Origin of the sequence: Pseudomonas sp. 2822-15, assembly GCF_002742515.1 — a bacterium.
Classification (GTDB): domain Bacteria; phylum Pseudomonadota; class Gammaproteobacteria; order Pseudomonadales; family Pseudomonadaceae; genus Aquipseudomonas; species Aquipseudomonas salomonii.
Map to the genome: position 1 here is coordinate 490,916 of NZ_LJRY01000187.1, position 25,843 is coordinate 516,758.

General features: G+C 61.3%; 23 protein-coding genes. 12 read left to right on the plus strand and 11 right to left on the minus strand.

The window, feature by feature from the left end; translation table 11 throughout:
• The first annotated feature begins 8 nt into the window (after nt 1-8).
• The 8 genes from AOA59_RS17080 to AOA59_RS17120 all read left to right on the plus strand — a co-directional run bounded on the left by AOA59_RS17080 (nt 9) and on the right by AOA59_RS17120 (nt 8,030).
• A complete protein-coding gene (locus AOA59_RS17080) occupies nt 9-872 on the plus strand; it encodes a LysR family transcriptional regulator (protein ID WP_058422029.1) in 864 nt (287 codons plus the stop codon).
• Between the two features lie 224 nt (nt 873-1,096).
• Nucleotides 1,097-2,161 (plus strand): putative 2-aminoethylphosphonate ABC transporter ATP-binding protein, encoded by a 1,065-nt coding sequence (locus tag AOA59_RS17090; protein WP_058422030.1) that lies wholly within the window; start codon nt 1,097-1,099, stop codon nt 2,159-2,161.
• Nucleotide 2,162: 1 nt separating this feature from the next.
• Nucleotides 2,163-3,887 (plus strand): putative 2-aminoethylphosphonate ABC transporter permease subunit, encoded by a 1,725-nt coding sequence (locus tag AOA59_RS17095; RefSeq protein WP_065912257.1) that lies wholly within the window; start codon nt 2,163-2,165, stop codon nt 3,885-3,887.
• A gap of 22 nt (nt 3,888-3,909) precedes the next feature.
• On the plus strand, nt 3,910-4,926 hold the full coding sequence (locus AOA59_RS17100; protein WP_056857668.1) for a putative 2-aminoethylphosphonate ABC transporter substrate-binding protein: 1,017 nt from the start codon (nt 3,910-3,912) through the stop codon (nt 4,924-4,926).
• A 129-nt stretch (nt 4,927-5,055) separates the two neighbouring features.
• Entirely contained in the window at nt 5,056-6,183 is a 1,128-nt protein-coding gene (locus tag AOA59_RS17105) for a TIGR03364 family FAD-dependent oxidoreductase (protein WP_099488415.1), read from the plus strand.
• Nucleotides 6,183-6,743, plus strand: a complete 561-nt coding sequence (locus tag AOA59_RS17110; RefSeq protein ID WP_068931417.1) for a phosphonate degradation HD-domain oxygenase — start codon at nt 6,183-6,185, stop codon at nt 6,741-6,743. Before AOA59_RS17105 ends, AOA59_RS17110 begins: the two co-directional genes overlap by 1 nt.
• A gap of 97 nt (nt 6,744-6,840) precedes the next feature.
• Nucleotides 6,841-7,371 carry a hypothetical protein gene (locus tag AOA59_RS17115; protein ID WP_099488417.1) on the plus strand — a complete coding sequence of 177 codons (531 nt, stop codon included), beginning with the start codon at nt 6,841-6,843 and terminating at the stop codon, nt 7,369-7,371.
• A gap of 107 nt (nt 7,372-7,478) precedes the next feature.
• A complete protein-coding gene (locus AOA59_RS17120; RefSeq protein WP_099488419.1) occupies nt 7,479-8,030 on the plus strand; it encodes a hypothetical protein in 552 nt (183 codons plus the stop codon).
• Here AOA59_RS17120 and AOA59_RS17125 read toward each other — a convergent pair.
• Entirely contained in the window at nt 8,017-9,399 is a 1,383-nt protein-coding gene (locus AOA59_RS17125; RefSeq protein WP_099488633.1) for a DUF3482 domain-containing protein, read from the minus strand. The two genes, AOA59_RS17120 and AOA59_RS17125, sit on opposite strands and share 14 nt — an antisense overlap.
• A gap of 4 nt (nt 9,400-9,403) precedes the next feature.
• Complete coding sequence (locus tag AOA59_RS17130) at nt 9,404-10,783, minus strand: DUF2868 domain-containing protein (protein ID WP_099488420.1); 1,380 nt, start codon at nt 10,781-10,783, stop codon at nt 9,404-9,406.
• 69 nt (nt 10,784-10,852) lie between these two features.
• Between AOA59_RS17130 and AOA59_RS17135 the strand changes: the two genes are divergently transcribed.
• Nucleotides 10,853-11,365 carry a dihydrofolate reductase gene (locus tag AOA59_RS17135; RefSeq protein ID WP_069787079.1) on the plus strand — a complete coding sequence of 171 codons (513 nt, stop codon included), beginning with the start codon at nt 10,853-10,855 and terminating at the stop codon, nt 11,363-11,365.
• Between the two features lie 95 nt (nt 11,366-11,460).
• Here the strand turns inward: AOA59_RS17135 and AOA59_RS17140 are convergent, their stop codons facing one another.
• Entirely contained in the window at nt 11,461-12,852 is a 1,392-nt protein-coding gene (locus AOA59_RS17140; RefSeq protein ID WP_099488422.1) for an L-cystine transporter, read from the minus strand.
• Between the two features lie 241 nt (nt 12,853-13,093).
• Here AOA59_RS17140 and AOA59_RS17145 point away from each other — a divergent pair, with 241 nt between their 5' ends.
• Nucleotides 13,094-14,152: a phosphorylcholine phosphatase gene (locus AOA59_RS17145; RefSeq protein ID WP_065912241.1), complete on the plus strand. Its 1,059-nt coding sequence runs from the start codon at nt 13,094-13,096 to the stop codon at nt 14,150-14,152.
• A 242-nt stretch (nt 14,153-14,394) separates the two neighbouring features.
• Here AOA59_RS17145 and ilvD read toward each other — a convergent pair whose 3' ends face one another.
• The 3 genes from ilvD to AOA59_RS17160 all read right to left on the minus strand — a co-directional run bounded on the left by ilvD (nt 14,395) and on the right by AOA59_RS17160 (nt 19,008).
• A complete protein-coding gene (gene ilvD, locus AOA59_RS17150; RefSeq protein ID WP_099488424.1) occupies nt 14,395-16,236 on the minus strand; it encodes a dihydroxy-acid dehydratase in 1,842 nt (613 codons plus the stop codon).
• 242 nt (nt 16,237-16,478) lie between these two features.
• Complete coding sequence (locus tag AOA59_RS17155) at nt 16,479-17,669, minus strand: MFS transporter (protein ID WP_065912239.1); 1,191 nt, start codon at nt 17,667-17,669, stop codon at nt 16,479-16,481.
• Between the two features lie 142 nt (nt 17,670-17,811).
• On the minus strand, nt 17,812-19,008 hold the full coding sequence (locus tag AOA59_RS17160; RefSeq protein WP_099488425.1) for a class I SAM-dependent rRNA methyltransferase: 1,197 nt from the start codon (nt 19,006-19,008) through the stop codon (nt 17,812-17,814).
• Nucleotides 19,009-19,285: 277 nt separating this feature from the next.
• Between AOA59_RS17160 and AOA59_RS17165 the strand changes: the two genes are divergently transcribed.
• Both AOA59_RS17165 and mutM read left to right on the plus strand, forming a co-directional pair.
• Entirely contained in the window at nt 19,286-20,098 is an 813-nt protein-coding gene (locus AOA59_RS17165; protein WP_176727923.1) for an HDOD domain-containing protein, read from the plus strand.
• A 21-nt stretch (nt 20,099-20,119) separates the two neighbouring features.
• A complete protein-coding gene (mutM, locus tag AOA59_RS17170) occupies nt 20,120-20,932 on the plus strand; it encodes a bifunctional DNA-formamidopyrimidine glycosylase/DNA-(apurinic or apyrimidinic site) lyase (protein WP_099488427.1) in 813 nt (270 codons plus the stop codon).
• 123 nt (nt 20,933-21,055) lie between these two features.
• Here the strand turns inward: mutM and AOA59_RS17175 are convergent, their stop codons facing one another.
• From AOA59_RS17175 to AOA59_RS17195, 5 genes are all read right to left on the minus strand, one after another.
• Entirely contained in the window at nt 21,056-21,307 is a 252-nt protein-coding gene (locus AOA59_RS17175; RefSeq protein ID WP_029300613.1) for a YfhL family 4Fe-4S dicluster ferredoxin, read from the minus strand.
• Between the two features lie 102 nt (nt 21,308-21,409).
• Nucleotides 21,410-21,889, minus strand: a complete 480-nt coding sequence (coaD, locus tag AOA59_RS17180; protein WP_003195136.1) for a pantetheine-phosphate adenylyltransferase — start codon at nt 21,887-21,889, stop codon at nt 21,410-21,412.
• A gap of 103 nt (nt 21,890-21,992) precedes the next feature.
• Nucleotides 21,993-23,588 (minus strand): GMC family oxidoreductase, encoded by a 1,596-nt coding sequence (locus AOA59_RS17185; protein WP_099488429.1) that lies wholly within the window; start codon nt 23,586-23,588, stop codon nt 21,993-21,995.
• Between the two features lie 145 nt (nt 23,589-23,733).
• Nucleotides 23,734-24,279 carry a twin-arginine translocation pathway signal protein gene (locus tag AOA59_RS17190; protein ID WP_099488431.1) on the minus strand — a complete coding sequence of 182 codons (546 nt, stop codon included), beginning with the start codon at nt 24,277-24,279 and terminating at the stop codon, nt 23,734-23,736.
• A 28-nt stretch (nt 24,280-24,307) separates the two neighbouring features.
• Nucleotides 24,308-25,735 (minus strand): coniferyl aldehyde dehydrogenase, encoded by a 1,428-nt coding sequence (locus AOA59_RS17195; RefSeq protein WP_099488433.1) that lies wholly within the window; start codon nt 25,733-25,735, stop codon nt 24,308-24,310.
• Nucleotides 25,736-25,843 lie beyond the last annotated feature (108 nt).

Consider the following 25,843-nt stretch of genomic DNA (forward strand, 5'->3'; position numbering starts at 1 on the left):
AGGGCGGTGTGCTGAGTGCTGAGTTGAAGGCGTTTTTTATGGTCGCCCGCCTGGGCAGCATTACCCAGGCGGCGAAAAAACTCGGCTTGAGCCAGCCCACCGTCACCACCCAGATTCGCAACCTGGAAAGCCAATACGGCGTTGAACTGTTCTACCGCGGCGGGCGCCGCCTCACCGTCAGCGACGACGGCGCGCGCTTGCTGCCGATGGTCAAGACGCTGTTGCAGCAGGAAGCCGATATCGAGTTTTTCCTGCGCAATACCGGCCAGGTCCAGGGCGCCTTAAGGATTGCCGCCACGGCGCCGTACTACATCCTCGATCTGGTCAAAGCCTTTCGTGAACGCCTGCCCCATGTGGACGTCTCGGTGGAAATCGGCAATTCCCAACAGGTGCTCGAAGCACTGGACGATTACCGCGTCGACGTCGCGGCCTCCTCGCAACTGCTCGAAGACCCACGCCTGATCCGCCGCGTGCTGGGCACCGACCCGCTGGTGCTGGCGGTGCATCGCAATCATCCCCTGGCCAAGCTAGAACATGTGCCGCTGAGCGCGCTGGCCGGGCATACCTTACTGATGCGCGAAGCCGGCTCCACCACGCGGCGGTTGACTGAAGAGATGTTGCAGGGCGCCGGCGTGAGTTACGGGCCGTTGCTGGAAATCGGCAGCCGTGAGTCGATTCGCGAGGCGGTGTTGCGCAATATCGGCATCAGCATCATTGCCCGCCAGGAAGTGCCCCATGACCCGCAACTGCGGGTGCTGACCATCGAGAATGCACCACAGATTCCCGAGTATTTGTACTGCCTCAAGGAGCGCAAAGGCGCACGGTTGCCGGCGGCGTTTCTGGGGTTGGCGCAGGAAATGTCGCCACTCTGATCGTTCCCACGCTCCGCGTGGGAATGCCGCCCTGGACGCTCCGCGTCTGCTCTTGGGTGTGGTGACGCGGAGCATCACAAGATGCATTCCCACGCAGAGCGTGGGAACGAGCGCCTTACACCCAAATCCACCAATACCACTATCACTGCCTTTTGCCTTTCTGCCACAAGAGGGACGCATTGCCCGCCTAGCATGGCCTTCATCAGTTTGATGAGGTGCCTTGCATGAACACAGCCCTGACCCAACCCGGCGCGCCAATGAAGGTGCGCGGTATCCAGAAACGCTTCGGCGCCTTCACCGCGCTGGACAACGTCTCCCTGGAAGTCGCCGCCGGCGAGCTGGTGTGCCTGCTGGGCCCGTCCGGCTGCGGCAAGACCACCTTGCTGCGCTGCATCGCCGGCCTGGAGCGCCAGGACAGCGGTGAGCTTTACCTGGGCAATCGCGATGTTTCCCTGCTGCCGCCGCAGGCGCGGGACTACGGCATTCTGTTCCAGTCCTACGCGCTGTTTCCCAACCTGACCGTCGAAGCGAATATCGGCTACGGCCTTACCGGCAGTGGTCGCGACGAAGTGCGCAAGCGCGTCGGGCAGATGCTCGAACTGGTTGGCCTGGTCGGCAGCGAAAAAAAGTACCCCGGCCAACTCTCCGGCGGCCAGCAACAGCGCGTGGCCCTGGCCCGTGCCCTGGCGCCTGCGCCGTCATTGCTGCTGCTGGACGAACCCATGTCGGCCCTCGACGCCCGTGTGCGTGAGCATCTGTGCACCGAGCTGCGTCAACTGCAACGGCGCCTGGGCATCACCACGCTGATGGTCACCCACAACCAGGACGAGGCCATGCTGATGGCCGACCGCATCGCCGTGATGAACAACGGCAAGGTCGAGCAGTACGCCACGCCCCAGGAAATCTACGACCGCCCGGCCACGCCGTTTGTGGCGGAGTTTGTCGGCCAGGGCAACTGGCTGCCGTTCAGTCGCAGCAGTGACAGCCATGCCCAGGTCGGCGGCCTGCACATGCGCCTGGATGACAGCGCCAGCAAAGCCAGGTCCGGCCGCTTGTTCTGCCGCCCGGAAGCCATCAGCGTCAACCCGCTGGTGCATGAAGAAAACCTGTTCCCGGCCAAGGTCCGCGAGATCACCTTTCTCGGCAACCGCTGCCGCATGAGCTTTGAGCTGGAGCAATTGCCTGGTCACCCGCTGTTGGCCGAACTGGCCCCCGAAGCCATGCCGCGCCTGGGCGCACAGGATATCTGGGTGGCGTTGCCGCCACGCAGCCTGCAGGTGTTTGCCTGAGATGGCTGCCGATATGAGTCTGCCGATACCCGACCACGTGGCTCGTCAGGTTTCCCGCGCTGAGCTTGGCGACCGCATTTTTGTGGTCGGTGGCAAGCTGCTTTGGTTACTCCTGCTGGGCATTGCGGTGTTGTTGCCGTTGCTGGCGATTTTCTGGCGCGGCTTCAGCAGCGAAGCCGGGCAGGGCGGCGGGCTGGTCGCGGCACGGGAACTGGTGACCAGTGAAAACTTCCATTGGTTGTTGGGCAATAGCCTGAAAGTGTCCCTGAGCGTGGCGGCCATCGTCGTACCGCTGGCCTACCTGTTTGCCTACGCACTGCAACGCACGCTGATCCCCGGCAAGCCGATCTGGCGCGGCCTGTCACTGCTGCCATTGATGGCCCCGTCGATGTTGCCGGGTATTGCGCTGGTCTATCTGTTCGGCAACCAGGGCATGTTGCGTGGTTTGCTTTCGGACAATATCTACGGCTTCTGGGGCATTGTGCTGGGTGAAGTGATCTACACCTTCCCACATGCCCTGATGATTCTGCTGTCGGCGCTGTCCCTGGCGGATGCGCGCCTGTTTGATGCCGCATCGAGCATGGGCGCAAGCTCCGCCCGGGCGTTTCGCAGCATTACCTGGCCGGCCACGCGTCAGGCGGTATTCGCGGCGTTTTGCCTGGTGTTCACCCTGACCATCACCGACTTCGGCGTGCCCGTGGTAGTGGGTGGCGACTATCAGGTGCTGGCGCTGGAAGCCTACAAGGCGGTGGTCGGCCAGCAACAGTTCGGTCGCGGCGCGTTGATCGGCATGGTGTTGCTGTTGCCGGCGCTGTTCAGCTTTGCTGTGGATGCCTGGCTGCGCCGCCGTCAGGGTGACGCCATGAGCGGCCGCGCCCAGGTGTTCCAGCCGGCGCCATCGCGCCTAAGGGATGGCTGCTACCTGGCGATTGTGCTGTTGATTTGCGCCGTGTTGCTACTGGTGTTCGGCATGGCGGTGTACTCCTCGCTGGTGAAGTTCTGGCCCTACAACCTGTCGTTATCGCTCAATCACTACCAGTTTGAAGACACGGCCGGCGGTGGCTGGCTGGCCTATCGCAACAGCCTGACCATGGCCCTGTGCACTGCGCTGATCGGCAGTGTGCTGATCTTCACCGGCGCCTACCTGATGGAAAAGACCAAGGGCCAGAAAGGCCTGAACCTGGCGCTGCGTATGCTCAGCTTTGTGCCGATGGCTGTGCCGGGCTTGGTGCTGGGCCTGGGTTACGTGTTCTTCTTCAACCTCAACGGCAACCCGCTGCATGTGTTCTACGGCACCATGACCTTGCTGGTGGTGTGCACCATTGCGCACTACCTGACCACCGCGCAAATGACCGCAACCACGGCGCTGCGCCAGTTGGATGCCGAGTTCGAAGCCGCCGCGCTGTCCCTCAAGGCGCCGCTGTACCGCCACTATCTGCGTGTCACCGTGCCGATCTGCCTGCCCGCGTTGCTGGACATTGTGCGCTACCTGTTTGTGTCGGCGATGACCACCGTGTCCGCCGCGATCTTCCTCTACAGCCCCGACACCATCCTCGCCGCCGTCGCCGTGTTGAACATGGACGACGCCGGCAATGTAGGCGGCGCTGCGGCCATGTCGACCCTGATCCTGTTCACGTCGGCCGGCGTCTCGCTGCTGCTGGCGTGGGCTTCACGTGGCGCCTTGCGCCGCTCCCAAGCCTGGCGCCAAACCGCGCCCGGCCAATAAAAATCCCTGAAGGAGGTGCTCCATGTTCAAGCCCTTGGCCCTGGCCGCTGCTCTGCTCAGCGCATTCAGCCTGAATGCCTTTGCCGCCAAAACCGAGTTGACGGTGTACACGGCCCTCGAAGCCGAGCAGTTGAAGACCTACAAGCAGGCCTTCGAAAAAGCCAACCCGGATATCGACATCAAGTGGGTGCGTGACTCCACCGGCATCATCACCGCCAAGCTGCTGGCCGAAAAAGCCCGGCCCCAGGCGGATGTGGTGTGGGGGCTGGCCGCGTCCAGCCTGGCGATCCTCGACCAGCAAGGCATGCTGGATAACTACGCGCCCAAGGATCTGGACAAGATCGGCAAGAACTACCGCGACGCCGCCAACCCACCCGCCTGGGTCGGCATGGACGTGTGGGCTGCGACCATCTGCTTCAACACCGTCGAAGCCGAGAAACAGGGCCTGACCAAGCCAGTGAGCTGGCAAGACCTGACCAAGCCTGAATACAAGGGCAAGATCGTGATGCCCAACCCGGCGTCGTCCGGCACCGGCTTCCTGGATGTGAGCGCCTGGCTGCAGACCTTCGGCGAGAAGCAGGGCTGGCAGTACATGGACGACCTGCACCAGAACATCGGCCAGTACGTTCACTCCGGCTCCAAGCCTTGCAAACTGGCGGCTTCCGGGGAATTCCCGATTGGTATTTCGTTTGAATACCCGGCCGTGCAGCTTAAACGCCAAGGCGCGCCGCTGGACATCATCCTGCCCAAGGAAGGCTTGGGCTGGGACATCGAAGCGACTGCCGTGATCAAGGGCACCAGCCACGCCGACGCCGCGAAGAAACTGGCCGACTTCTCCGCCAGCCCCGCGGCGATGGAGCTGTACAAAGACAACTTCGCCGTTCTCGCCCAGCCGGGTATCGCCAAGCCGCAGACCGAATTGCCGGCTGACTACGAGCAGCGCTTGATCAAGAACGACTTCGCCTGGGCCTCGAAAAACCGCGACAGCATCCTGACCGAATGGCGCAAGCGCTATGACGGCAAGTCCGAGAAGCAGTAATTGATGATGATCGTTCCCACGCTCCGCGTGGGAATGCCGCCCTGGACGCTCCGCGTCCGCTCTTGGAAGTCGTGACGCAAAGCGTCACTGGATGCATTCCCACGCAGAGCGTGGGAATGAGAGGAACACATGAGTAGCGATCTGCTGATCATCGGCGCCGGCATCCTCGGCCTGTCCCACGCCTACGCCGCCGCCAAACGCGGCCTCAAGGTCAAGGTCTTCGAACGCAGCGCCACACCGCTGGGCGCCTCCGTGCGCAACTTCGGCCAGGCACTGGTCACCGGCCAACCCCCTGGCCAGATGCTCGACCTGGCGCTGGAAAGCCGCGATATCTGGGCGCACTGGGCACAGGTGGCCGGTATCCAGCTCAAGCGCAACGGCTCTTACCTGTTCGCCCGCACCGAAGCCGAAGAGCATCTGCTGGAAGCCTTCTGCGGCGGCCGGGCGCAGGAGCACGGCTACACCGTTGAGCTGCTGCAAGGCGCGGCGATGAAAGACCTGTATGGCGGCAAGTTCCGCCATCACCGCGCGGCGCTGCATGGCAAGGATGATCAGCAACTGTATTCGCGCGAGGCGATCCCGGCGCTGATCAATTACCTGGCCCAGGAACTGAACGTGCAGTTTTACTTCTCCACCCTGGTGCGTGACGTTGAGCCTGGTCAAGTGCACACCACCGCAGGCAGTTTTCGCGGCGAGCAGGTGGTCGTGTGCTCCGGCCATGACTACCAGACTTTGCTGGCGGAACCGATGGCCGAGCTCAACCCGAGCATTTGCCGCCTGCAAATGCTGCGGGCCCGGCCGGCGGTCAACCTGAACCTGCAACACGCATTGCTCACGGGCCTTAGTTGCGTGCATTACGGCGCGTTTGCCGACTTGCCGGAAGCCGCGCCAGTGCAGGCACAGATCCTGCGCGAAGCGCCGCATTTACAAGAACACGGCATTCACTTGCTGATCAGCCCGACGCCCCATGGCGAGTTGATCATCGGCGACTCCCATGACTACGGCAGCGATGCATCGCCCTTCAATGCCGAGCAAGTCGATGACTGGCTGATCGAGCTGGCGGAGCAGACGCTGGGCTGCAAAATCCAGGTGGTGGAACGCTGGCAGGGTGTTTATGGCTCACGCGGCCCGGCACCGTTTTCCTTTCTGCGTGCGGCGCCGGGCGTGAGCGCGGCGTTGATGCATTCCGGCGTGGGCATGAGCGTGGGGCCGGCGATGGCCGAGCGAAATATCACAGCATTGTGGGGGAGCGCATGATGAACCCGGACCAGGTAATCGCCGAAGTCTTCGGCTTGTACGAACAGCACGGCGCGGCCGATTACATCGGTGAGCCGGTGTCGCAGATCGAGCACATGTCCCAGGCCGCGCAGTTGGCCATGGCCGAAGGCTTCGACGATGAGGTGGTATTGGCAGCGTTTTTCCACGACATCGGGCATCTCTGCGGGCAGGGCGGCGAGAACATGGGCGGTTATGGAGTGGTCAGCCACGAGCGGCTCGGCGCGGATTATCTGCGGCGCGCAGGTTTCAGCGAGCGCATGGCCAGGCTGGTGGAGTATCACGTGCAGGCCAAGCGCTACCTGACCTTCAGCCAGCCGGACTACTACGCCCGCCTGAGCGAGGCCAGCCGACGCACCCTGGGTTATCAGGGCGGCGTGATGACGGCCGAAGAGGCCCGGGCTTTTGAACAAGACCCGCTGTGTGAGGTCAGCCTGCGCATGCGCCACTGGGATGAACAGGCCAAGGAAATCCACGTGCCGGTGCTGAACCTGGAGGTATTGAAGTTCAAGGCTCAGCGGCTACTGACGTTGCCTGCATAAGAATGACGTAATTCCGACCGAGGACACGGACGCAGCGCATGGAGTCAACGTCGGCGCACTCAGTAAAGTACGCCCTCTGATTAAGGGAGCGATTTAGATGCGTTATTTGAGAGTTGCCGTGAAGGATCAAAGTGCCAATGCTTTGGCGGATACCGTGGAGCTTCTGTTTTTTCTACGCACGCCAAAGTTGCCGGATGAGCTGGTGCGCCAGGCCACAGCCGTCGATGTATCGGCGGATGGCCGGGTCGATTACCAGATCACCGGTGACATCGATGGCAACGGTGTCTCGGGGGAGAAGGACAGGGAGTTACTCAAGGATTTTGCCAATGCCGTATTGAGAGTGAATTGGCTCTGCCGTCCACCCATGCCCAACCGCTCGATCAACTTTTATGTGAGTCGTTTCACCGTCGCAGGCGACCCCGCCGAAGTCCGCCTGGATCTCTATCAGAACGACAAACCCATGATTGAAAAACAACGTCTGAAATTCAGCGTCACCGCCTGCGATAGCCTTGGTAAAGGCGTGATGCAACTGGACGACGAAGCGCTGCCCCTTGAACTGTTCGACACCATGGATCTAAAGGCACTGCAATCAATGGCCAATCTGTATCTGAAGTTCAACTGGCGTTAAGGGGCGACCTTTGTCGAGCTTTCTTACAGCGCGCATCGATTGTGTGCGCTGGTGAGGGCGCGAGGCATGAATTAGCGTGGTGGTTCATTCTTTTTTAGGAAGCCGCCATGCGCTATTTGAAGGTGATTGCTCAAGACCGTTTTGGCAGTGGCAGGCCGGATACGGTCTTGCTGCACTTTTGTGAGGTCGGCGCCGACAACAAGGACATTGTCGTTAACCGCGCTGTTGCGCTCGACCTCATCGAAAACGGCTGCACTGATTTCCACCTGGGGGACGTCACCCAAGATGGGGTGGAAAGCGATGCAGACCATACGCTGCTGTATCAGTTTGCCGGTGCGTATCTGAAGCTCAACTGGTTCAACAGTGGGTTGGCCTCATCGCGCTACCTGCAGGTCTATACCGAAGATTTTTATAAAGATGGCACGCCCGATACGGTCCGCCTGCACGTGCATGAGGGCGAAGGCACCCCTTGCGATAAAACCCAGGTCATGTGGAACGCTGCGTATGACTTTGATAATGATGGGGCACTGGAGTGGAACATTCACTTCGATATTAACCATGACGGCGTCATCAATGACGTCGACCAGGGCTTGGTGCAAGAACTCGCCGATACGTTCTTGAAGTTCAATTGGCACGCGCCGTCCATCACGACGCCTTGAACGCCGCGTCATTGAGTGTGTGGGCCAACACCTCAAGCTGGTCCTGGCGCTCGGCCTGGCTGAGTTTGGCGTGAGGGTTGAGCGACGACCACTGCGGGTGGGCACGGGCCTTGTGCAGGGCCTCCGGCAACTTGCCTTCGCGCCAGGTTTTGTCCTGGGGTGTGTCGACTTTGATGCTGTGCGTCGCCGCATGGCCGCGCAGGTTCAGGGCTTTGAGCAATTGACGTTGGCGCAGGGCGAGCAGGCGCAGTACGCTGTCGTCAACGGTCAGCTCGCGCTGGCCCTTGATCTTGCCCAGCAGACGACTGCCGTAGCTGCGTGCGGTTTGCAGCGCACCACCGGCGATCGCACCGGCGAGGGCGGCGGCGCCGAGGGTCAGGCCGCCGACCAATAAATCCACGCCCGCGCCGGCGGCGGCACCTGCGGCGATCCCGCCACCGACGCGCACGCCGAGTTGCTTGAGGGTTTGCGGGTTGAACAAATCATCGCCCCAGCGCCCGTCCAGCAGTGGCAAGTCGCTGGCGGCGGCGTCCTGTGGGCGGAAGCCGAACAGTTTGAGCAACGCTTGCACACACTTTTGCTCGCGCTGGCGCACAGCCTTGCGCAAGTCGCTGATGGCTTGCTGTTCATCCTCTGTGGCCACGCTGCGTCGGCACGCTGCGCAGTCGATCAACAGCTCGGCGATCAAGCGTGCAGCGCTTTGCTGGCGGGCCTGGCGTTGGGCTTGCTGATCGAGGATCAGGCGTTCCAACTGCGGCCGTGCGTTTTCCAGCAACAGGGCCAGGCTTTCATACAAGCGGCGTTCGCCGTCTTCCGGCGGCGCCACGCTGTCGAAGCGCACCAGCGCATGCAGGCCGAGGCGGGCCAAGGCTTCGCGCCAGTCCGGCTCGCGGTGGTCGCTGCTGCTGACGAAGTTGAGCACCGGCAGCAACGGCTTGCCGCAACTGGCCAGCACTTGCAGCTCGTCGCGGTACTTGGCCAGCACCGGTTCGCGGGCGTCGATCACGTACAAACCAGCGTCCGAGGCCAGCAGTTGGCGCAGCACCTTGGCTTCCTGTTCGAAACGCTGGCGGGCTTCGCTGCCTCCCAGGAACCGCACCAATCGAGCCGGGCCATCGAGGCGTTCGCCGGGGCGGTCCAGGCGTTCGAGGTAATCGAGCAGGGCGATGGCATCTTCCAGGCCGGGCGTGTCGTACAGCTCCAGCAAGGCTTCGCCGTCTACCGACAAGCGCGCGCCTTCGACATGCCGCGTGGTGCTGGGGCGATGGGAGACTTCACCAAAGCCCACATCGCGGGTCAGCGTGCGCAGCAGCGAGGTCTTGCCGACATTGGTGTGGCCGACCACGGCGAGCTTCAGGGGGTTAGTCAGCGGTTTAGTCATGACCGGTCTCCAGCCAGTTCAGCGGCGCACAGTCGGCGAACGGCAGCTCCAGCTGTTGCAGCGCGGCGTGCCAGTCGCCCAGGCGCTCGGCGTCCAGCGCTTGGCCGGGTGGCGCTTGCAACAGCCATACGCGGGTGGCGGTGGCGCTGCGGGCCAGCTCGGCGATCAGCGCCAGGCTGCCGCGATCCGGCGAGCGGCGCGGGTCACAGGCAATGGCCAGGCGTGCGGGCGGGAAGCGCGTGAGTTGTTCCAGCAGTTTGTTGCGCGATTCGCGGCTGTCGAGGATGCCGGCGTTCTTGACGCTGTTCGGCAGCTTGGGCGGCCACGGGTACTGACCGTCGAGTTCGATGGCCACCAGCAGGGCGCCGTCGCTTTCCAGTTCGCTGATGCCGCCAGTGACGTGGTGCAGTTGTTCGGGCGCGGCGTCGTTGACGCCCAGCCGTTCACTGCTGGGCATCAGGCGTTCACGCAGTTGGCTGTAGCCGGGCAGGTTGAGGTCCAGGCGCAACGCAGCGCGGCCGTGCTTCCAGCGCCACAAACACAGCAGCGCGAGGAGCAATCGGGGCAGCAGGCCATACACCAGCAGCACGCCTACCAGCCAAGCGGCCCAGGCCTGGCGGGCGCTTTCGATATTCAGGGCCGAGTCGCCACTGGCGCGGATCATCTCCACCGTCGGCACATTAAAACCGAGCAAGGCGGGCAGGCTGCCGAGGGCTTGGGTCACGGCGACAAAAGTATCGGCGCCGAGGATGGTGGTTTCCCACACAAAACCGTAGCGCCGCGTGGCCAGCAGTGTCAGCAGCATCACCATGGCGCTGAGCAGCGCCAGCAACCACAGGCTGTTGACCAGCACACCCACGGCCCAACGATTGAGTTTCTGGCGCTGCAACAACAGCAGCAAGGCTGGCGCCAATTGCGCGGCTTTGGCATCGCGAGCAAGTTTTTCGCTGAGCCACAACCACAGCCGCCCGAGGCTGGCGCCGTGTTCACCGGCAAACAGCAAGCCCAACGCCCAGCTGATTAACAGGATCAGGTTCAAGCCGAGTAGGCTGCCCAAGGCCCAGAACACATTCACCGGCGTCAGGCCGTTGCCCAAGGCGGCAAAAGCCAGCCCGGCACCACTGATCACGGCGACTACCGCCAGCAGCACTAACGCCAAACGCGCGCCTTGCAGCCAGCGGGTGAGGGCGGCCGTCAGCCCGTCGCGCCCGGCCAGGTGCAGGGCGCGCTGTTGGATGCGCGTGGGCAAATCGCCACCGGCCGTGCGGGCCAGGCGGTTGGCTTCCAGGTCTTCCAATGGGCCTGCGTGTTCTTCGCGCAGGCGTACGGTTTCGGTCAGCCAAAGTGTATGCAGCGGGTTCAGAGCAGTCACGCGCCGTCCTGTTGAGCAAGTGAGCTTGGAGCATAACCGCAGACTCGTGGCTCTGGTATTCTCGTCGGCATGAAAAAAACTCTCCCTTTAAGCCTGATCGCAGCCCTCGGTGAAAACCGCGTGATCGGCGTCGACAACAGCATGCCCTGGCATTTGCCGGGGGATTTCAAATATTTCAAGGCCACCACGCTCGGCAAGCCGATCATTATGGGGCGCAAGACCTGGGATTCCCTGGGCCGACCGTTGCCGGGGCGCCTGAACATTGTGGTCAGCCGTCAGACCGGCTTGGCGCTGGAAGGTGCGGAAGTTTTTCCGTCACTGGACGCGGCGGTTGAGCGGGCAGAAGCCTGGGCGCTGGAACAGGGCGTGGATGAGCTGATGCTGATCGGCGGTGCGCAGTTGTATGCGCAAGGGCTGGAGCAGGCGGATCGCCTGTATTTGACGCGGGTGGCGTTGAGCCCGGCAGGCGATGCCTGGTTTCCGGAGTTTGATTTGAACCAATGGAAGTTGGTGTCAAACGTCGAGAACCTGGCTGAAGGCGATAAGCCTGCCTACAACTTCGAAGTCTGGGAAAAAGCTTAAAAGCATCGCAGGCAAGCCAGCTCCCACAGTTGACCGATTTCTCCTGAGGAAACCGATTCAAGTGTGGGAGCTGGCTTGCCTGCGATATCGGTCTATCAGACCTGCGCTAATTCAGCATGCTCATCAGCATCCAGCAGCGCTTTATCCGTCTGCCCCATGATCTGGCTGGTAATCGCCCCGGCGGTCATCGAACCATTCACGTTCAACGCCGTGCGGCCCATGTCGATCAACGGTTCCACGGAAATCAGCAGCGCCACCAGTGACACCGGCAAGCCCATCGCCGGCAGCACGATCAGCGCGGCGAAGGTCGCACCGCCGCCCACGCCTGCCACACCGGCCGAACTCAAGGTCACAATCGCCACCAGCGTCGCGATCCACAGTGGGTCCAGCGGGTTGATGCCCACGGTCGGTGCAACCATCACCGCCAGCATGGCCGGATAGAGACCGGCGCAACCGTTCTGGCCGATGGTCGCGCCAAACGAGGCGGCAAACCCGGCGATGGACTGCGGGATACCCAGGCGACGAGTCTGCGCTTCAATGCTCAGCGGAATGGCGGCTGCGCTGGAGCGGCTGGTGAAGGCAAACGTCAGCACCGGCCAGACCTTGCGGAAAAACCGCAGCGGGTTGATCCCGGCCAGCGACAGGAACAGGCCATGCACCACAAACATCAGGCCCAGTGCCAGGTACGAGACCACCACAAAGCTGCCGAGCTTGATGATGTCTTGCAGGTTGGAGCCGGCGACCACTTTGGTCATCAGTGCCAAAACACCGTAAGGTGTCAGCTTCATCACCAAGCGCACCAGACGCATTACCCAGGCTTGCAGGGTGTCGATGGCGTTGAGCACTTTCTGGCCCTTTTCCACGTCATCCTTGAGCAGTTGCAGCGCGGCAACCCCCAGGAATGCGGCGAAAATCACCACGCTGATGATCGACGTCGGCTTGGCGCGGGCAAGATCTGCAAACGGGTTGGCCGGCACGAACGACAGCAGCAGCTGCGGGATATTCAGGTCGGCCACCTTGCCGGCGTAATCGCTCTGGATCACTTGCAGGCGTGCCATTTCCTGGGTGCCGGCCACCAGGCCTTCGGCGGTGAGGCCGAACAGGTTGGTCAGGCCGATACCGATCAGCGCCGCGATCGCGGTGGTGAACAGCAGCGTGCCGATGGTCAGGAAGCTGATCTTGCCCAGGGACGAGGCGTTATGCAGGCGCGCCACGGCACTGAGGATTGAGGCGAACACCAGCGGGATCACGATCATTTGCAGCAATTGCACGTAGCCATTGCCGACCAGATCAAACCAGCTGATCGAGGCCTTGAGCACCGGGTTGCCGTCGCCATAAAGGGTGTGCAGCACCGTACCGAACACCACGCCCAAGACGAGGGCAAACAGCACCTTCTTGGCGAGGCTCCAGTTGGTGCGACGGGTTTGTGCCAGGCCCAGCAACAGGGCCACGAACACCAGTAAGTTGAGAATCAGGGGCAGATTCATTGAAGCTCCGTTGAGAAGGCAGCCAATCGCGCGAGCCTGCGATTGCGAACCGGGAAGCCTAACAGTTTGAAATATATTGATTTAATACCAATATGGAATGTCGACTGTCGTTTTTGGAATAAGCATTTGGCGCTCAGGCACATGCCCTTGGCGTTATCACGACGCAAGCGGTCGTGCTCGGGCGATAACTGTCATACAGATTTGTTAGCGTCGATGTCTTTCACTCAGGGATAAAACGCTTATGAAGCTCGCGCCAAAACTACTTGCCGCTGCCTTCTGCCTCGGCCTCGTCAGCCAGGCATTTGCCGCCACCGAGTTGAAACACTGGCCGGCGCCCGCCGCCGAGCAACTGAACAAGATGATCGCCGCGAATGCCAACAAGGGTAACTTCGCGGTGTTCGACATGGACAACACCAGTTACCGCTACGACCTCGAAGAGTCCTTGCTGCCCTACATGGAAAACAAGGGTCTGATCACCCGCGAGAGCATGGACCCGTCCCTGAAGCTGATGCCGTTCAAGGACACCGCCGACCACAAGGAAAGCCTGTTCAGCTACTACTATCGCCTCTGCGAAGTCGACGACATGGTTTGCTACCCGTGGGTTGCGCAGATTTTCTCGGGCTTCACCCTCAAGGAACTCAAGGTCCAGGTGGACGAGCTGATGGCTTCCGGCAAGCCGGTGCCGGTCACCTATTTTGAAGGCGACGTGGTGAAGAAATCCGAGGTACAGCCGCCGAAAGTCTTCACCGGCCAGGCCGAGCTGTACAACAAGCTGATGGAAAACGGCATCGAAGTGTATGTGATGACCGCCGCCTCCGAGGAGCTGGTGCGCATGGTCGCCGCCGACCCTAAGTACGGCTACAACGTCAAACCCGAGAACGTGATTGGCGTGAGCACCTTGCTCAAAGACCGCAAGACTGGCGAGCTGACCACGGCGCGTAAGCAGATCACTGCAGGCAAATATGACGAGAAGGCCAACCTTGGCCTCGAACTCACCCCGTACCTGTGGACGCCGGCGACGTGGATGGCGGGTAAGCACGCAGCGATCCTGACTTACATCGACGAGTGGAAAAAGCCGGTGATCGTCGGCGGTGATACGCCGACCAGCGACGGCTACATGCTGTTCCACGATGTGGACGTGGCCAAGGGCGGTGTTCACTTGTGGATCAACCGCAAGGACAAATACATGACCCAGCTTAACGGGATGATGGCCAAGCACGCGGCGGCGCAGGCCAAGGAAGGGCTGCCGGTGACGGCGGATAAAAACTGGGTGATCGTGAAACCTGACGAGATTCAGTAATACCGAGGCGCCTGCTTCGCGAGCAAGCCCGCTCCCACATTCGACCGCATGCTCATGTTGGAACTCGGTCAAGTGTGGGAGCGGACTTGCTCGCGAAAGCAGTGTGCCAGGCCATACATGAGTCGGCTGGCCCACCGCCATCGCAGGCAAGCCAGCTCCCACAGTTGATCTCTGTAGTCTGGGGGATTTTCTTCAGGCAAAAAAATGCCCCGCACGTGGCGGGGCATTTTTATGGGCGGGGCTTACAGGCCGTCAAGCATCGCCTTGTTACGCACAGCACCTTTGTCGGCACTGGTGGCCAGCAGGGCATAGGCTTTCAACGCGGTGGTGACTTTGCGCGGACGCTTCTCCACCGGCTTCCAGCCTTTTTTGTCCTGCTCGACGCGGCGTGCAGCCAGTTCTTCGTCACTGATCAGCAGGTTGATCGAGCGGTTCGGAATGTCGATCAGCACCTTGTCGCCATCCTGTACCAGACCAATCGCACCGCCGGCAGCAGCTTCCGGCGAGGCGTGGCCGATGGACAGGCCCGAAGTACCGCCAGAGAAACGCCCGTCGGTCAGCAAGGCGCAGGCTTTGCCCAGGCCCTTGGACTTCAGGTAGGACGTCGGGTAGAGCATCTCCTGCATACCCGGGCCGCCTTTCGGGCCTTCGTAGCGGATGATCACGATGTCGCCCTCTTTCACTTCGTCGGCGAGGATGCCGCGTACCGAGCTGTCCTGGCTTTCGTAGATCTTGGCGCGGCCTTCGAACACGTGGATGGATTCATCCACACCGGCGGTTTTCACCACGCAGCCGTCGAGGGCGATGTTGCCGTACAGCACGGCCAGGCCGCCTTCTTGCGAGTAAGCGTGCTCGACACTGCGGATGCAGCCGTTTTCACGGTCGTCGTCCAGGGTTTCCCAGCGGGTCGACTGGCTGAACGCGGTTTGGGTCGGGATACCTGCCGGGCCGGCCTTGAAGAAGTGATGCACCGCTTCGTCGTCAGTCTGGGTGATGTCCCACTTGGCTATGCCTTCGGCCAGGGATTTGCTGTGCACGGTAGGCAGGTCGGTGTGCAACAGACCGCCACGGGCCAGCGAGCCGAGGATCGAGAAGATCCCGCCGGCGCGGTGCACGTCTTCCATGTGGTACTTCTGGATGTTCGGCGCGACTTTGCACAGTTGCGGCACGTTGCGGGACAGGCGGTCGATGTCGCGCAGGTCGAAGTCGATCTCGGCTTCTTGCGCGGCGGCCAGCAAGTGCAGGATGGTGTTGGTGGAACCGCCCATGGCGATGTCCAGGGTCATGGCGTTTTCGAACGCCTTGAAGTTGGCGATATTGCGCGGCAGCACCGACTCATCGTTTTCGGTGTAGTAACGCTTGCACAGCTCGACGATGGTGCGGCCGGCCTGCAGGAACAGCTGTTCGCGGTCGCTGTGGGTGGCCAGCGTGGAGCCGTTGCCCGGCAAGGCCAGGCCCAGGGCTTCGACCAGGCAGTTCATCGAGTTGGCGGTGAACATGCCGGAGCACGAACCGCAGGTCGGGCAGGCGCTGCGTTCGTATTCCGCGACCTTCTCGTCAGAAGCGCTGGAATCGGCGGCGATGACCATGGCGTCGACCAGGTCGAGGCCGTGGGAGGCGAGCTTGGTCTTGCCGGCTTCCATCGGGCCGCCGGAGACGAAGATCACCGGGATGTTCAGGCGCAGGGCGGCCATCAACATGCCAGGGGTGATCTTGTCGCAGTTGGAAATGCACACGATGGCATCGGCGCAATGGGCGTTGACCATGTATTCCACGGAGTCGGCGATGATCTCGCGGCTCGGCAGGGAATACAGCATGCCGTCATGGCCCATGGCGATGCCGTCATCCACGGCGATGGTGTTGAATTCCTTGGCTACGCCACCGGCGCGTTCGATTTCGCGGGCGACCAGTTGGCCCAAGTCCTTGAGGTGGACGTGGCCCGGTACGAACTGGGTGAACGAGTTGGCAATCGCGATGATCGGCTTCTTGAAGTCGTCATCTTTCATCCCCGTGGCACGCCACAGTGCGCGGGCGCCGGCCATGTTGCGGCCGTGGGTGGATGTTTTCGAGCGGTAATCTGGCATGGAGCACTCCGGGCGGCTAATCAGGTAACTACTAATCAGGTACTACTGGGGAGTGAGCTTCTATTGACGTCTGGAACACCCGAAAAATGGCCGTGGTGTCCAAAAGTTGCCACTCGCGTCGCGGGATCGCCGCTTGCTTGGGCCTCGAGCTCATAAACCCGCCGGGGGATGACTGGCGATGAATAGGCCGATTCTACACCGCTGGTGGCTGGAGGGAATGATCGAAACCGTGAAGATAGCGGCTACAGGACGTGTGGGCGGCGTTTGATCAGCGCATTCAGGGCGAGCCCGGCGGCACTCAGGATTAGAAAGCACAGGGCTAGCGCGGTGGTCAGGTTGGTGGTGGCCAGGTTGATCACCAGGCTGATCAGGCCGCCGCACATGAAAATCAGCAAGCTACCGGCAGAGGTCGCCGTGCCAGCCAGTTGCGGGTAGAGGCTCATGGCCTTGGAGTTGGCGATGGGTCGACAGATGGTGGTGCCGGCTGTGCAGATCAACATCGGGATCAGCACCGTGGCGGCCGACAGGCCGAACTGCCAGGCCAGCCAGAGCATGACCAGGCCTGAAACAGTGATCAGCAACAGGCCGGTGTTGATTTGCCGGTCGGCGTCCATTTTGCGATGCAGGAAACTGGCAATCACTCCGCCGCAGACGTAGGCTGCGCCGTACAGCAGCAATGCCCAGGCGAATTGATAGGTCGACAGGTTCAAACGCTCCATGAAGATCAGGGGCGACATCACGATAAACGAGAAATGGCAGGCAAAGGCCAGGGCGGAAATCAGCCAATAGCTGACGAAACGGAGGTCGGAAAACAGCAGCCAATAGCCGCTGAAGAACTGTAGCGGTGAAGGGCGATGGCTGCTGCGCGAGTCGTGCAGCAGGTGTGCGGACCAGAGCCACACCACTATGGCCAACACGATAAACACGTAAAAACTCGCCTGCCAGCCGCCATAAATTTGCAGCCAGGTGCCCATCAGTGGCGAGCTTGAGATGAACACTCCGCCGGCAGTGGTCATCCAGATTCGAATCCGCTGCAGTTCCCGTCCTGTAAACAAGTCCTGGATCAGCGCCTGCGACAGGGCAAACGCCCCGCACCCTACGGCCTGAACCACGCGAAAGCCGATAAACCAACTGAAATCCGGAGCCAGCAAACAACCGGCTGCACCCAACGCCGATAAAGCAATGCCTGCCAGCAGCAGTTTTTTGCGTCCGAACATGTCAGACAACGGACCTATCAGCAGCAACGAGACGGCCAGGCCAATGGCAAAAATACTGACGGACTGGGCGATTTCTGAAGGCGTGTGGCCAAAGTGATTGGAGAGGGCGGGAAAGGATGGCAGGACTACGTCGAGGGGGAAGACGGCGAGCAGCGTCATGGTCATCAACAGTACGATGAAATATGACTTGTTTGATGTGGCTGTACTAATAGGCATCGACCGGACCACTCTATCCTTCCTTGTTGGGGGGGAGAGAGTCGGTTTGGCGGTAAGGGAAGTCAATGGAAGTGGCAGTAGGAAATAGCTGAAAGGCCCGTAGGATCAGTCGTTGACTGTTCCTACGGGAAGCATCCTGTTATCAGCTATTAGGCAACAACCGGCACGTAATGCTCTTGATATAACGCGTCTCGGCAATCGCTGGGTGCACCGGGTGATCCGGGCCTTGGCCGCCGCGTTCGAGCATCTGGATATTGCGGTCCAGGTGGCGGGCGCTGGTCAGCAGGATGTTTTGCAGGTCGTCTTCCGGCAGGTGCATGGAGCACGAGGCGCTGACCAGGATGCCGTCCTTGCTGAGCAGGCGCATGGCTTGCTCGTTCAGGCGGCGGTAGGCGCCTTCGCCGTTCTTCATGTCTTTTTTGCGTTTGATGAAGGCCGGCGGGTCGGCGACGATCACGTCGAAGCGTTCTTCGCTGGCTTTGAGTTCCTTCAGGGCTTCGAACACGTCGCCTTCGATGCAGGTCATCTTCTCGGCAACCCCGTTCAGCGCAGCGTTGCGCTCTACGCCGTCGAGGGCGAAGGCTGAGGCGTCGACGCAGAACACTTCACTGGCACCAAAGGCCGCAGCTTGCACGCCCCAGCCGCCGATGTAGCTGTACAGGTCGAGTACGCGTTTGCCTTTGGCGTACGGGGCCAGGCGTGCGCGGTTCATGCGGTGGTCGTAGAACCAGCCGGTCTTTTGGCCCTGGATCACCGGGGCTTCGAATTTCACGCCGTTTTCTTCCAGCGCGACCCACTCCGGCACCAGGCCGAACACGGTTTCGACGTAGCGGTTGAGGCCTTCGGCGTCGCGCGCGGCGGAGTCGTTCTTGAACAGGATGCCGCTTGGCTTGAGCACTTGGGTCAACGCGGCGATCACGTCTTCCTTATGGGCTTCCATGGTTGCCGAGGCGATCTGCACCACCAGGAGGTCGCCGAAACGGTCGACCACCAGGCCGGGCAACAGGTCGGAATCACCGTAGACCAGGCGGTAGAACGGCTTGTCGAACAGGCGGTCACGCAGGGACAGCGCGACGTTGATGCGGTGCACCAGCAACGACTTGTCCAGCGGCAACTTGATGTCACGCGACAGCAGACGGGCGCAGATCAGGTTGTTCGGGCTCATGGCCACGATGCCCAAAGTCTTGCCGCCGGCCGCTTCCAGGATAGCTTGGTCGCCTGCCTGGAAGCCGTGAAGTGGGGTGGCGGCCACGTCGATTTCGTTGCTGTAGACCCACAGGTGGCCGTTGCGCAAACGACGATCGGCGTTGGCTTTGAGACGCAGGCTTGGCAGGGACATGACGTCGCTCCGGAAAAAAGAGCGGGAGTATACCCTGTTGTGCGGCTGTTCTGTGGGAGCTGGCTTGCCTGCGATGCGGACGGCGCGGTGTATCTGACGTACGGCGGTGATGCTTTCGCAGGCAAGCCAGCTCCCACATTTGATCCGGTTCCAGTTCGGTTTTTGGGTGTCGGCTGGGTCTTCATAAAGGTTAGAATTCACGCCTAGTCCAGAGTGTGTATTTATGTCCCCAGAGCTTTCCGCCGAGCAGATCCAACAGGCCCTGCAAGGCATCAGCGTGCCGCCTCAACCGCAAATCATGGTGGATTTGCAGATGGAGCAGTACATGCCCGACCCGGACCTGGAAGTGATCGCGCGGTTGATCTCCCAGGACCCGGGCCTGTCCGGCGCGCTGCTGAAGATCGTCAACTCGCCGTATTACGGCCTGAGCAACAAGATCGCCTCGATCCAGCGCGCAGTGAACCTGCTGGGCAGCCGCTCGGTCATCAACCTGATCAACGCGCAGTCGATCAAGGGCGAGATGAGTGACGACACCATCGTTACGCTCAACCGCTTCTGGGACACCGCCCAGGACGTGGCCATGACCTGCCTGACCCTGGCCAAGCGCACCGGCTCGCAAGCGGTCGACGAGGCCTATGCCTTGGGCCTGTTCCACGATTGCGGCGTGCCGCTGATGCTCAAGCGCTTCCCCAACTACATGGCGGTGCTGGAGCAGGCGTATGCCAATGCCGGCCCGGATTGTCGGGTGGTCGACACCGAGAACCACGCGTTCAACACCAACCATGCCGTGGTGGGTTACTACACCGCCAAATCCTGGCGCCTGCCGGAGCATGTGACCGACGCGATCGCCAACCACCACAATGCCCTGGCGATTTTCAGCGATGAGTCATCGCGCAACCCGCAACTTAAAAACCTGCTGGCGATCCTCAAGATGGCCGAGCACATCTGCTCGTCCTGCCGCGTGCTGGGTAACCAGTCGGCGGACCATGAGTGGGATGCCATCGGCCATCTGGTGCTGGATTACGTGGGCTTGTCGGACTACGACTTTGAAAGCCTGAAGCTGTCCATTCGTGAACTGGGCGCCCACTGACCCTTTAATCAAGAGGTACACATGCCCGAGTTACCCGAAGTCGAAACGACCCGCCGCGGGATTGCGCCGCATTTGGAAGGCCAACGTGTCAGCCGGGTGGTGGTGCGTGAGCGGCGCTTGCGCTGGCCGATCCCGGAAGACCTGGATGTGCGCCTGTCGGGGCAGCGCATCGTGCTGGTGGAGCGGCGGGCCAAGTACCTGTTGATCAATGCTGAAGTGGGCACGTTGATCAGCCATTTGGGGATGTCGGGCAATTTGCGCTTGGTGGAAATCGGTTTGCCGGCGCTCAAGCATGAGCACGTGGATATCGAGTTGGAGTCTGGCCTGGCGCTGCGCTACACCGACCCTCGGCGTTTCGGTGCGATGCTGTGGAGTCAGGACCCGCACAACCACGAACTGCTGCTGCGCCTGGGGCCGGAGCCGTTGACCGAGCTGTTTGATGGCGAGCGTCTGTTCCAGCTCTCGCGTGGCAAGTCGATGGCGGTGAAGCCGTTCATCATGGACAATGCGGTGGTGGTGGGCGTGGGCAATATCTACGCGACGGAAGCGTTGTTTGCGGCGGGGATCGATCCGCGCCGGGCTGCGGGCGGTATCTCACGCGGGCGCTACTTGAAGCTCGCGATCGAGATCAAGCGCGTGCTGGCAGCGGCCATCGAGCGGGGCGGCACCACGTTGCGGGACTTTATCGGCGGCGACGGGCAACCGGGGTATTTCCAGCAGGAACTGTACGTCTACGGCCGGGGCGGCGAGGCGTGCAAGGTCTGCGGGAGCGAGTTGCGCAATGTGGTGCTGGGGCAGCGGGCGAGTGTGTTTTGCCCCAAGTGCCAGAGCTGAATGCCGGGTGATGGCTGATGTCGCCATCGCAGGCAAGCCAGCTCCCACATTTGAATGTATTCACAACTCTAAATGTGGGAGCTGGCTTGCCTGCGATGAGGCCTTTACAGGCAATAAATAACTTCAGGCCTTGCCGGTAATCAACCGGTACTTCTCCATCAACTGCTCTTCAGTCTCCGGCCGTGCTTCATCCAGCGGAATGCAATCCACCGGGCACACTTGCTGGCACTGAGGTTCGTCGTAGTGGCCGACGCACTGGGTGCACAGGTTGGGGTCGATCACGTAGATCTCTTCGCCCTGGGAAATCGCAGCGTTCGGGCACTCGGGTTCGCAGACGTCGCAGTTGATGCAATCGTCGGTGATGATCAGGGACATGGAAACTCCTGCCAGGGCTGTCAGCCAGGGCATCTGAAAACTAATGCGCGCAATTGTGCCGCATTGGCGCCCGCAGTGCGAGCGGGCGCCGGTTGAGCGGTCTTACTTCTTGAAGCGCAGGGTCAGCGCATCGGCCACGGCCGGGTGCACGAACTTGGTGATATCTCCGCCCAAAGCGGCAATTTCACGCACCAACGTCGAGGAAATGAACGAGTAGCGCTCAGATGGCGTGAGGAACAGGCTTTCCACGTCCGGCGCCAGTTGGCGGTTCATGTTGGCCAGCTGGAATTCGTATTCGAAATCCGACACCGCGCGCAGGCCACGCAGGAACACATTGGCGTTCTGCTCTTTGGCGAAGTGCGCGAGCAACGTGGAAAAGCCCACCACTTCCACGTTGGGCAGGTGCTTGGTGACCTCCTGCGCCAGCTCCACGCGCTGTTCCAGGGGAAACAGCGGGTTTTTCTTGGGGCTGGCCGCGACCGCGATGATCACATGGTCGAACAAGCGAGACGCACGTTCGACCAGATCGCCATGGCCTTTGGTAATCGGGTCGAAGGTTCCTGGGTACAACACTCGGTTCATCGCGTCGTCCTGGCGGAGTCCGTTGGGGAACCGGATGGTATCGCAGCATGCCCGGTGGGCCAAGTCGACTTATGTAGATAGATACCGTGAATACCCGGTTTTTTCATGCCGTTTTCAGACGTTCGGCCAATGCCGTCGCCAGTTGCGCAGTCAGCCCGTACACCGATAATTGCGGGTTGGCGCCAATGCTGGTGGGGAACAGCGAGCCGTCGTGGATCGACAGGTTACGCAATTGATGATGGCGACCGAGACTGTCGGCCACCGCGTTTTTCGGGTCTTCGCCCATGGCGCAACCGCCCATCACATGGGCGCTGCCCAGCGTGGTGCGGTGCAGTTCCAGGCTCAGCCCGTCGATCAGGCTGCGTGCCTCGGCCAGGGTATTTACGTAGCGTGCATCGTGATGCAACGGCTTGACCGACTTGGCGCCTGCCGCGAACTGAATCTCGGCCATGGTATGAAACGCACGGCGCAGGCCGTCCCAGGCGTAATCCGAGACCTGATAGTCGAGCACCGGCGTGCCGTCGCCACGTAGTTCCACCGCGCCACCAGGGCTGTCGGGGTGAAAACCGTCGCGCAGCAGGGCGAGCATGGCGTGGGTGTGGGGCAACTGGCTCATGTCCAGCGCGTTTGCGGTGCCGTAGCCACCGAACAGCGTGCTGACCAGGCCAGGATGCAGCGGCGGTGCCTCCAGCTTGTAGGACATTTTGCCGGTGGTGCCATCCTGCCACTGGAAGTGGTCGGAATAGATCGACTGCGGCGCACCATAGAACGGGTTGATCACCTCGTCGAACTGCCCGGCGGAGAAATTCACCAAGTGCAGGAAGGTACGCTTGCCCAACCGCGAATGCGGGTCGGGCGCGCTCGAGCGCATCAACAGCGCCGGGCTGTTGATGCCGCCGCCCGCCAGCACGTAATGCTTGGCCTTGACCGTGATCTTGCGCCCGGTAGGCGCCACGCAACGTTCATCCATGGCCACGCATTCAAGGCTGCTGATGGTGTCGCCGCTGTATTTCAGGTGCTCGGCGCGGGCCAGGTAGAGCAGTTCGCCGCCCTTTTCCAGCGTAGAGGGAATGGTGGTCACCAGCATCGATTGCTTGGCGTTGACCGGGCACCCCATGCCGCAATAACCCAGGTTGAAGCAGCCGCGCACGTTGCGCGGGATCACGTGCCAGCTATAGCCGAGCTTTTCGCAGCCTTTGCGGATCACATCATTGTTGGCATTTGGTGGAATGGCCCAGGGGGCGATGCCCAGGCGTTGTTCCATCTTTTCGAACCAGGGCGCCATCTCGGCGCTGCTGTGGCCTTTGACCGCGTATTCACTGGCCCAGTGGGCGAGGGTGGCGTCGGGTGTACGAAAGCTTGAGGTCCAGTTGATCAGCGTGGTACCGCCGACGGCACGGCCCTGCAGGATAGTAATCGCGCCGTCCTTGCTCATGCGGCCGATGCCTTCCTGATAGAGGCTGGCGTAGGCTTCGTCTTCGAGCAGCTTGAAGTCGCTGCTGGTCTTGAGCGGGCCTTCTTCGATCAGCAGTACTTTGTAGCCCGCAGCACTGAGGATCTCGGCAGTGGTGCCGCCACCCGCGCCACTGCCGATGATGGCCACGTCGGCTTCCAGGGTCAGGTCATTGCTGAGGGCGGCGCCATTGTGAGTTTTCCAGCCACGGGCCAGGCCATCGCGGAACAGATCGGGTACGGGCATAGAAGTGCACTCTTATTTTTATACGAAGTTGCATTCAGTGTGGGAGCTGGCTTGCCTGCGATAGCGGTCTGCCTGCCTTTCATTTCTGGCTGATACACCGCTATCGCAGGCAAGCCAGCTCCCACATTGGGTCAGGTTGTCAGGTTTAGATCTTTGGCGGGCCGGGGTAGCCGCAATGCGCCCAGGACGCCGGCCGGAAGTACCAGGCCATGATCACCAGCTTGAGCAGCGAGCCCTGGCCCATGCGCAGCAGGTTCAGGTAGCTGTTTTCCCAGCGGTGCAGGAAGTTGCGGATCTGATCGCTGCTGGCGTTTTCCCAACTGCCCCAAATGCCGGTCAACGGGCCACGGGTGATGCCCATGCTCAGCACGTCGAACAGCTGCTGGGTGAGCTTGAACATCTCCGGTGACAGGTTTAGCAGGCTGTAGTCGAGTTTTTTCAGGGTGTCTTCGATGCCGGCGACCACGTCCTGGGCGCTGGCCGCGCCTTCGAGCAGCACCGGGATGATTGCGCGCAAAAACGGCAAATCACTGCTGCGCAGCATCGCAAAGCCACTGGCCGGAGTACTGCTGGAACAGCCGCTGAGGCTGGCCCCCAAGCCGGCGGTGGCCAGGAACGCACTGGCGCACAGGCCGATTTTCAGGACGCCGCGCCGTGACAGCGCAGGTGTTTCAGTCAGGCTAGGGTTCATTCTTATTGTTATCCCGAGGGTGGCGGAATCAGCGGATAAACAGCTTCTGGATCAACTTCTGGATGGCTTTGCCATAAGGCGGGTAGATCAGTTTTGCCGCGTTCAGGCGCTGTTTGACCAGCACACCCTTGGCCTTGCTGAACGTGAGGAAGCCTTCATGGCCGTGGTAATGGCCCATGCCCGACGGGCCGATACCGCCAAAGGGCATGTCGTCCTGGGCCACATGCAGCAGCGTGTCGTTAAGGCATACACCGCCGGAATGGGTCTCGTGGAGCACGCGGTTCTGTTCGCCCTTGTTGTAGCCGAAGTAATACAGAGCCAGTGGGCGAGGGCGCTGGTTGATGTAGGCAAACGCCTGGTCGAGTCCGCGATAAGGCACGATCGGCAGTAGAGGACCGAAGATTTCGTCCTGCATCACCGTCATCTCGTCGCTGACATTCAGCAACAGGCTATGGGCCATACGCCGTGCCTGGCCTTGGTCATACAGCGCAATCACGGTGGCGCCCTTGTCGGTGGCGTCTTTGACGTAGGCATTGAGCCGGGCCTGTTGCCGCTCATTGATGATGGCGGTGTAGTCCGGGTTGTCGGCCAGTGTCGGATAAAACCCGCGAACGGCGTTGCTGTAGGCCTCGACGAAACCGTCAACGCGGTCTTCCGGCACCAGCACGTAGTCAGGTGCCACGCAGGTTTGCCCGGCATTCAGGCATTTACCGAAGGCGATGCGCTCGGCGGCGTCCTTGAGTGGCACATCGGCGGAAACAATAGCCGGCGATTTGCCGCCCAGTTCCAGGGTGACCGGTGTCAGGTGCTCGGCGGCCGCGCGCATCACATGCTTGCCGATGCTGGTGGCCCCAGTGAACAGCAGGTGGTCGAAGCGCAGTTTGGAAAATGCCATGCCCACTTCAGCTTCGCCCAGCACCACGCACACCAGGTCTTCGGGGAAAATCTTCGCCAGCAACGCCTTAAGCAGTTCGCCCGTGGCGGGCGTGGATTCGCTGAGTTTGAGCATCACCCGGTTTCCCGCCGCCAACGCCCCGATCAACGGGCCAATGGCCAGGTACAACGGGTAGTTCCAGGGCACAATCACCCCGACTACACCCAGCGGCTGGTAGATGACTTTGGCTGAGGCCGGTTGGAAGGCAATGCCTACCGCGCGCCGGGAAGGTTTCATCCAGCCTTTGAGGTGTTTGCTGGCGTAGTGAATGCCATGCAGGCTGGGCATCAATTCGGCGAACAGCGTTTCGTCTGCGCTGCGGTGGCTGAAGTCCTGGCTGATGGCATTGATCAGTGCCTGGCGTTCGTCGCTGAGCACATCGCGCAAAGCCTTCAGCCATTGCTGGCGCTGTGCAGCGGGCGGCATCGGGTTGGCCGCGTAGGCGTGACGTTGGGCGTCGAACAGGTCCTGGAGTTGATCCAGCGCCTGGGAATCTTGCAGGTAGGCAACGTTGGCAGACATGGCGCAGTTCCCGATTGTTATAGGTCTGCCTGGATTTTTAGAGTCATTGCTCTAAATTGTCAAATGTCATTGCAGCAACATGCGGATTTATCCTGACAAGGATAGGCC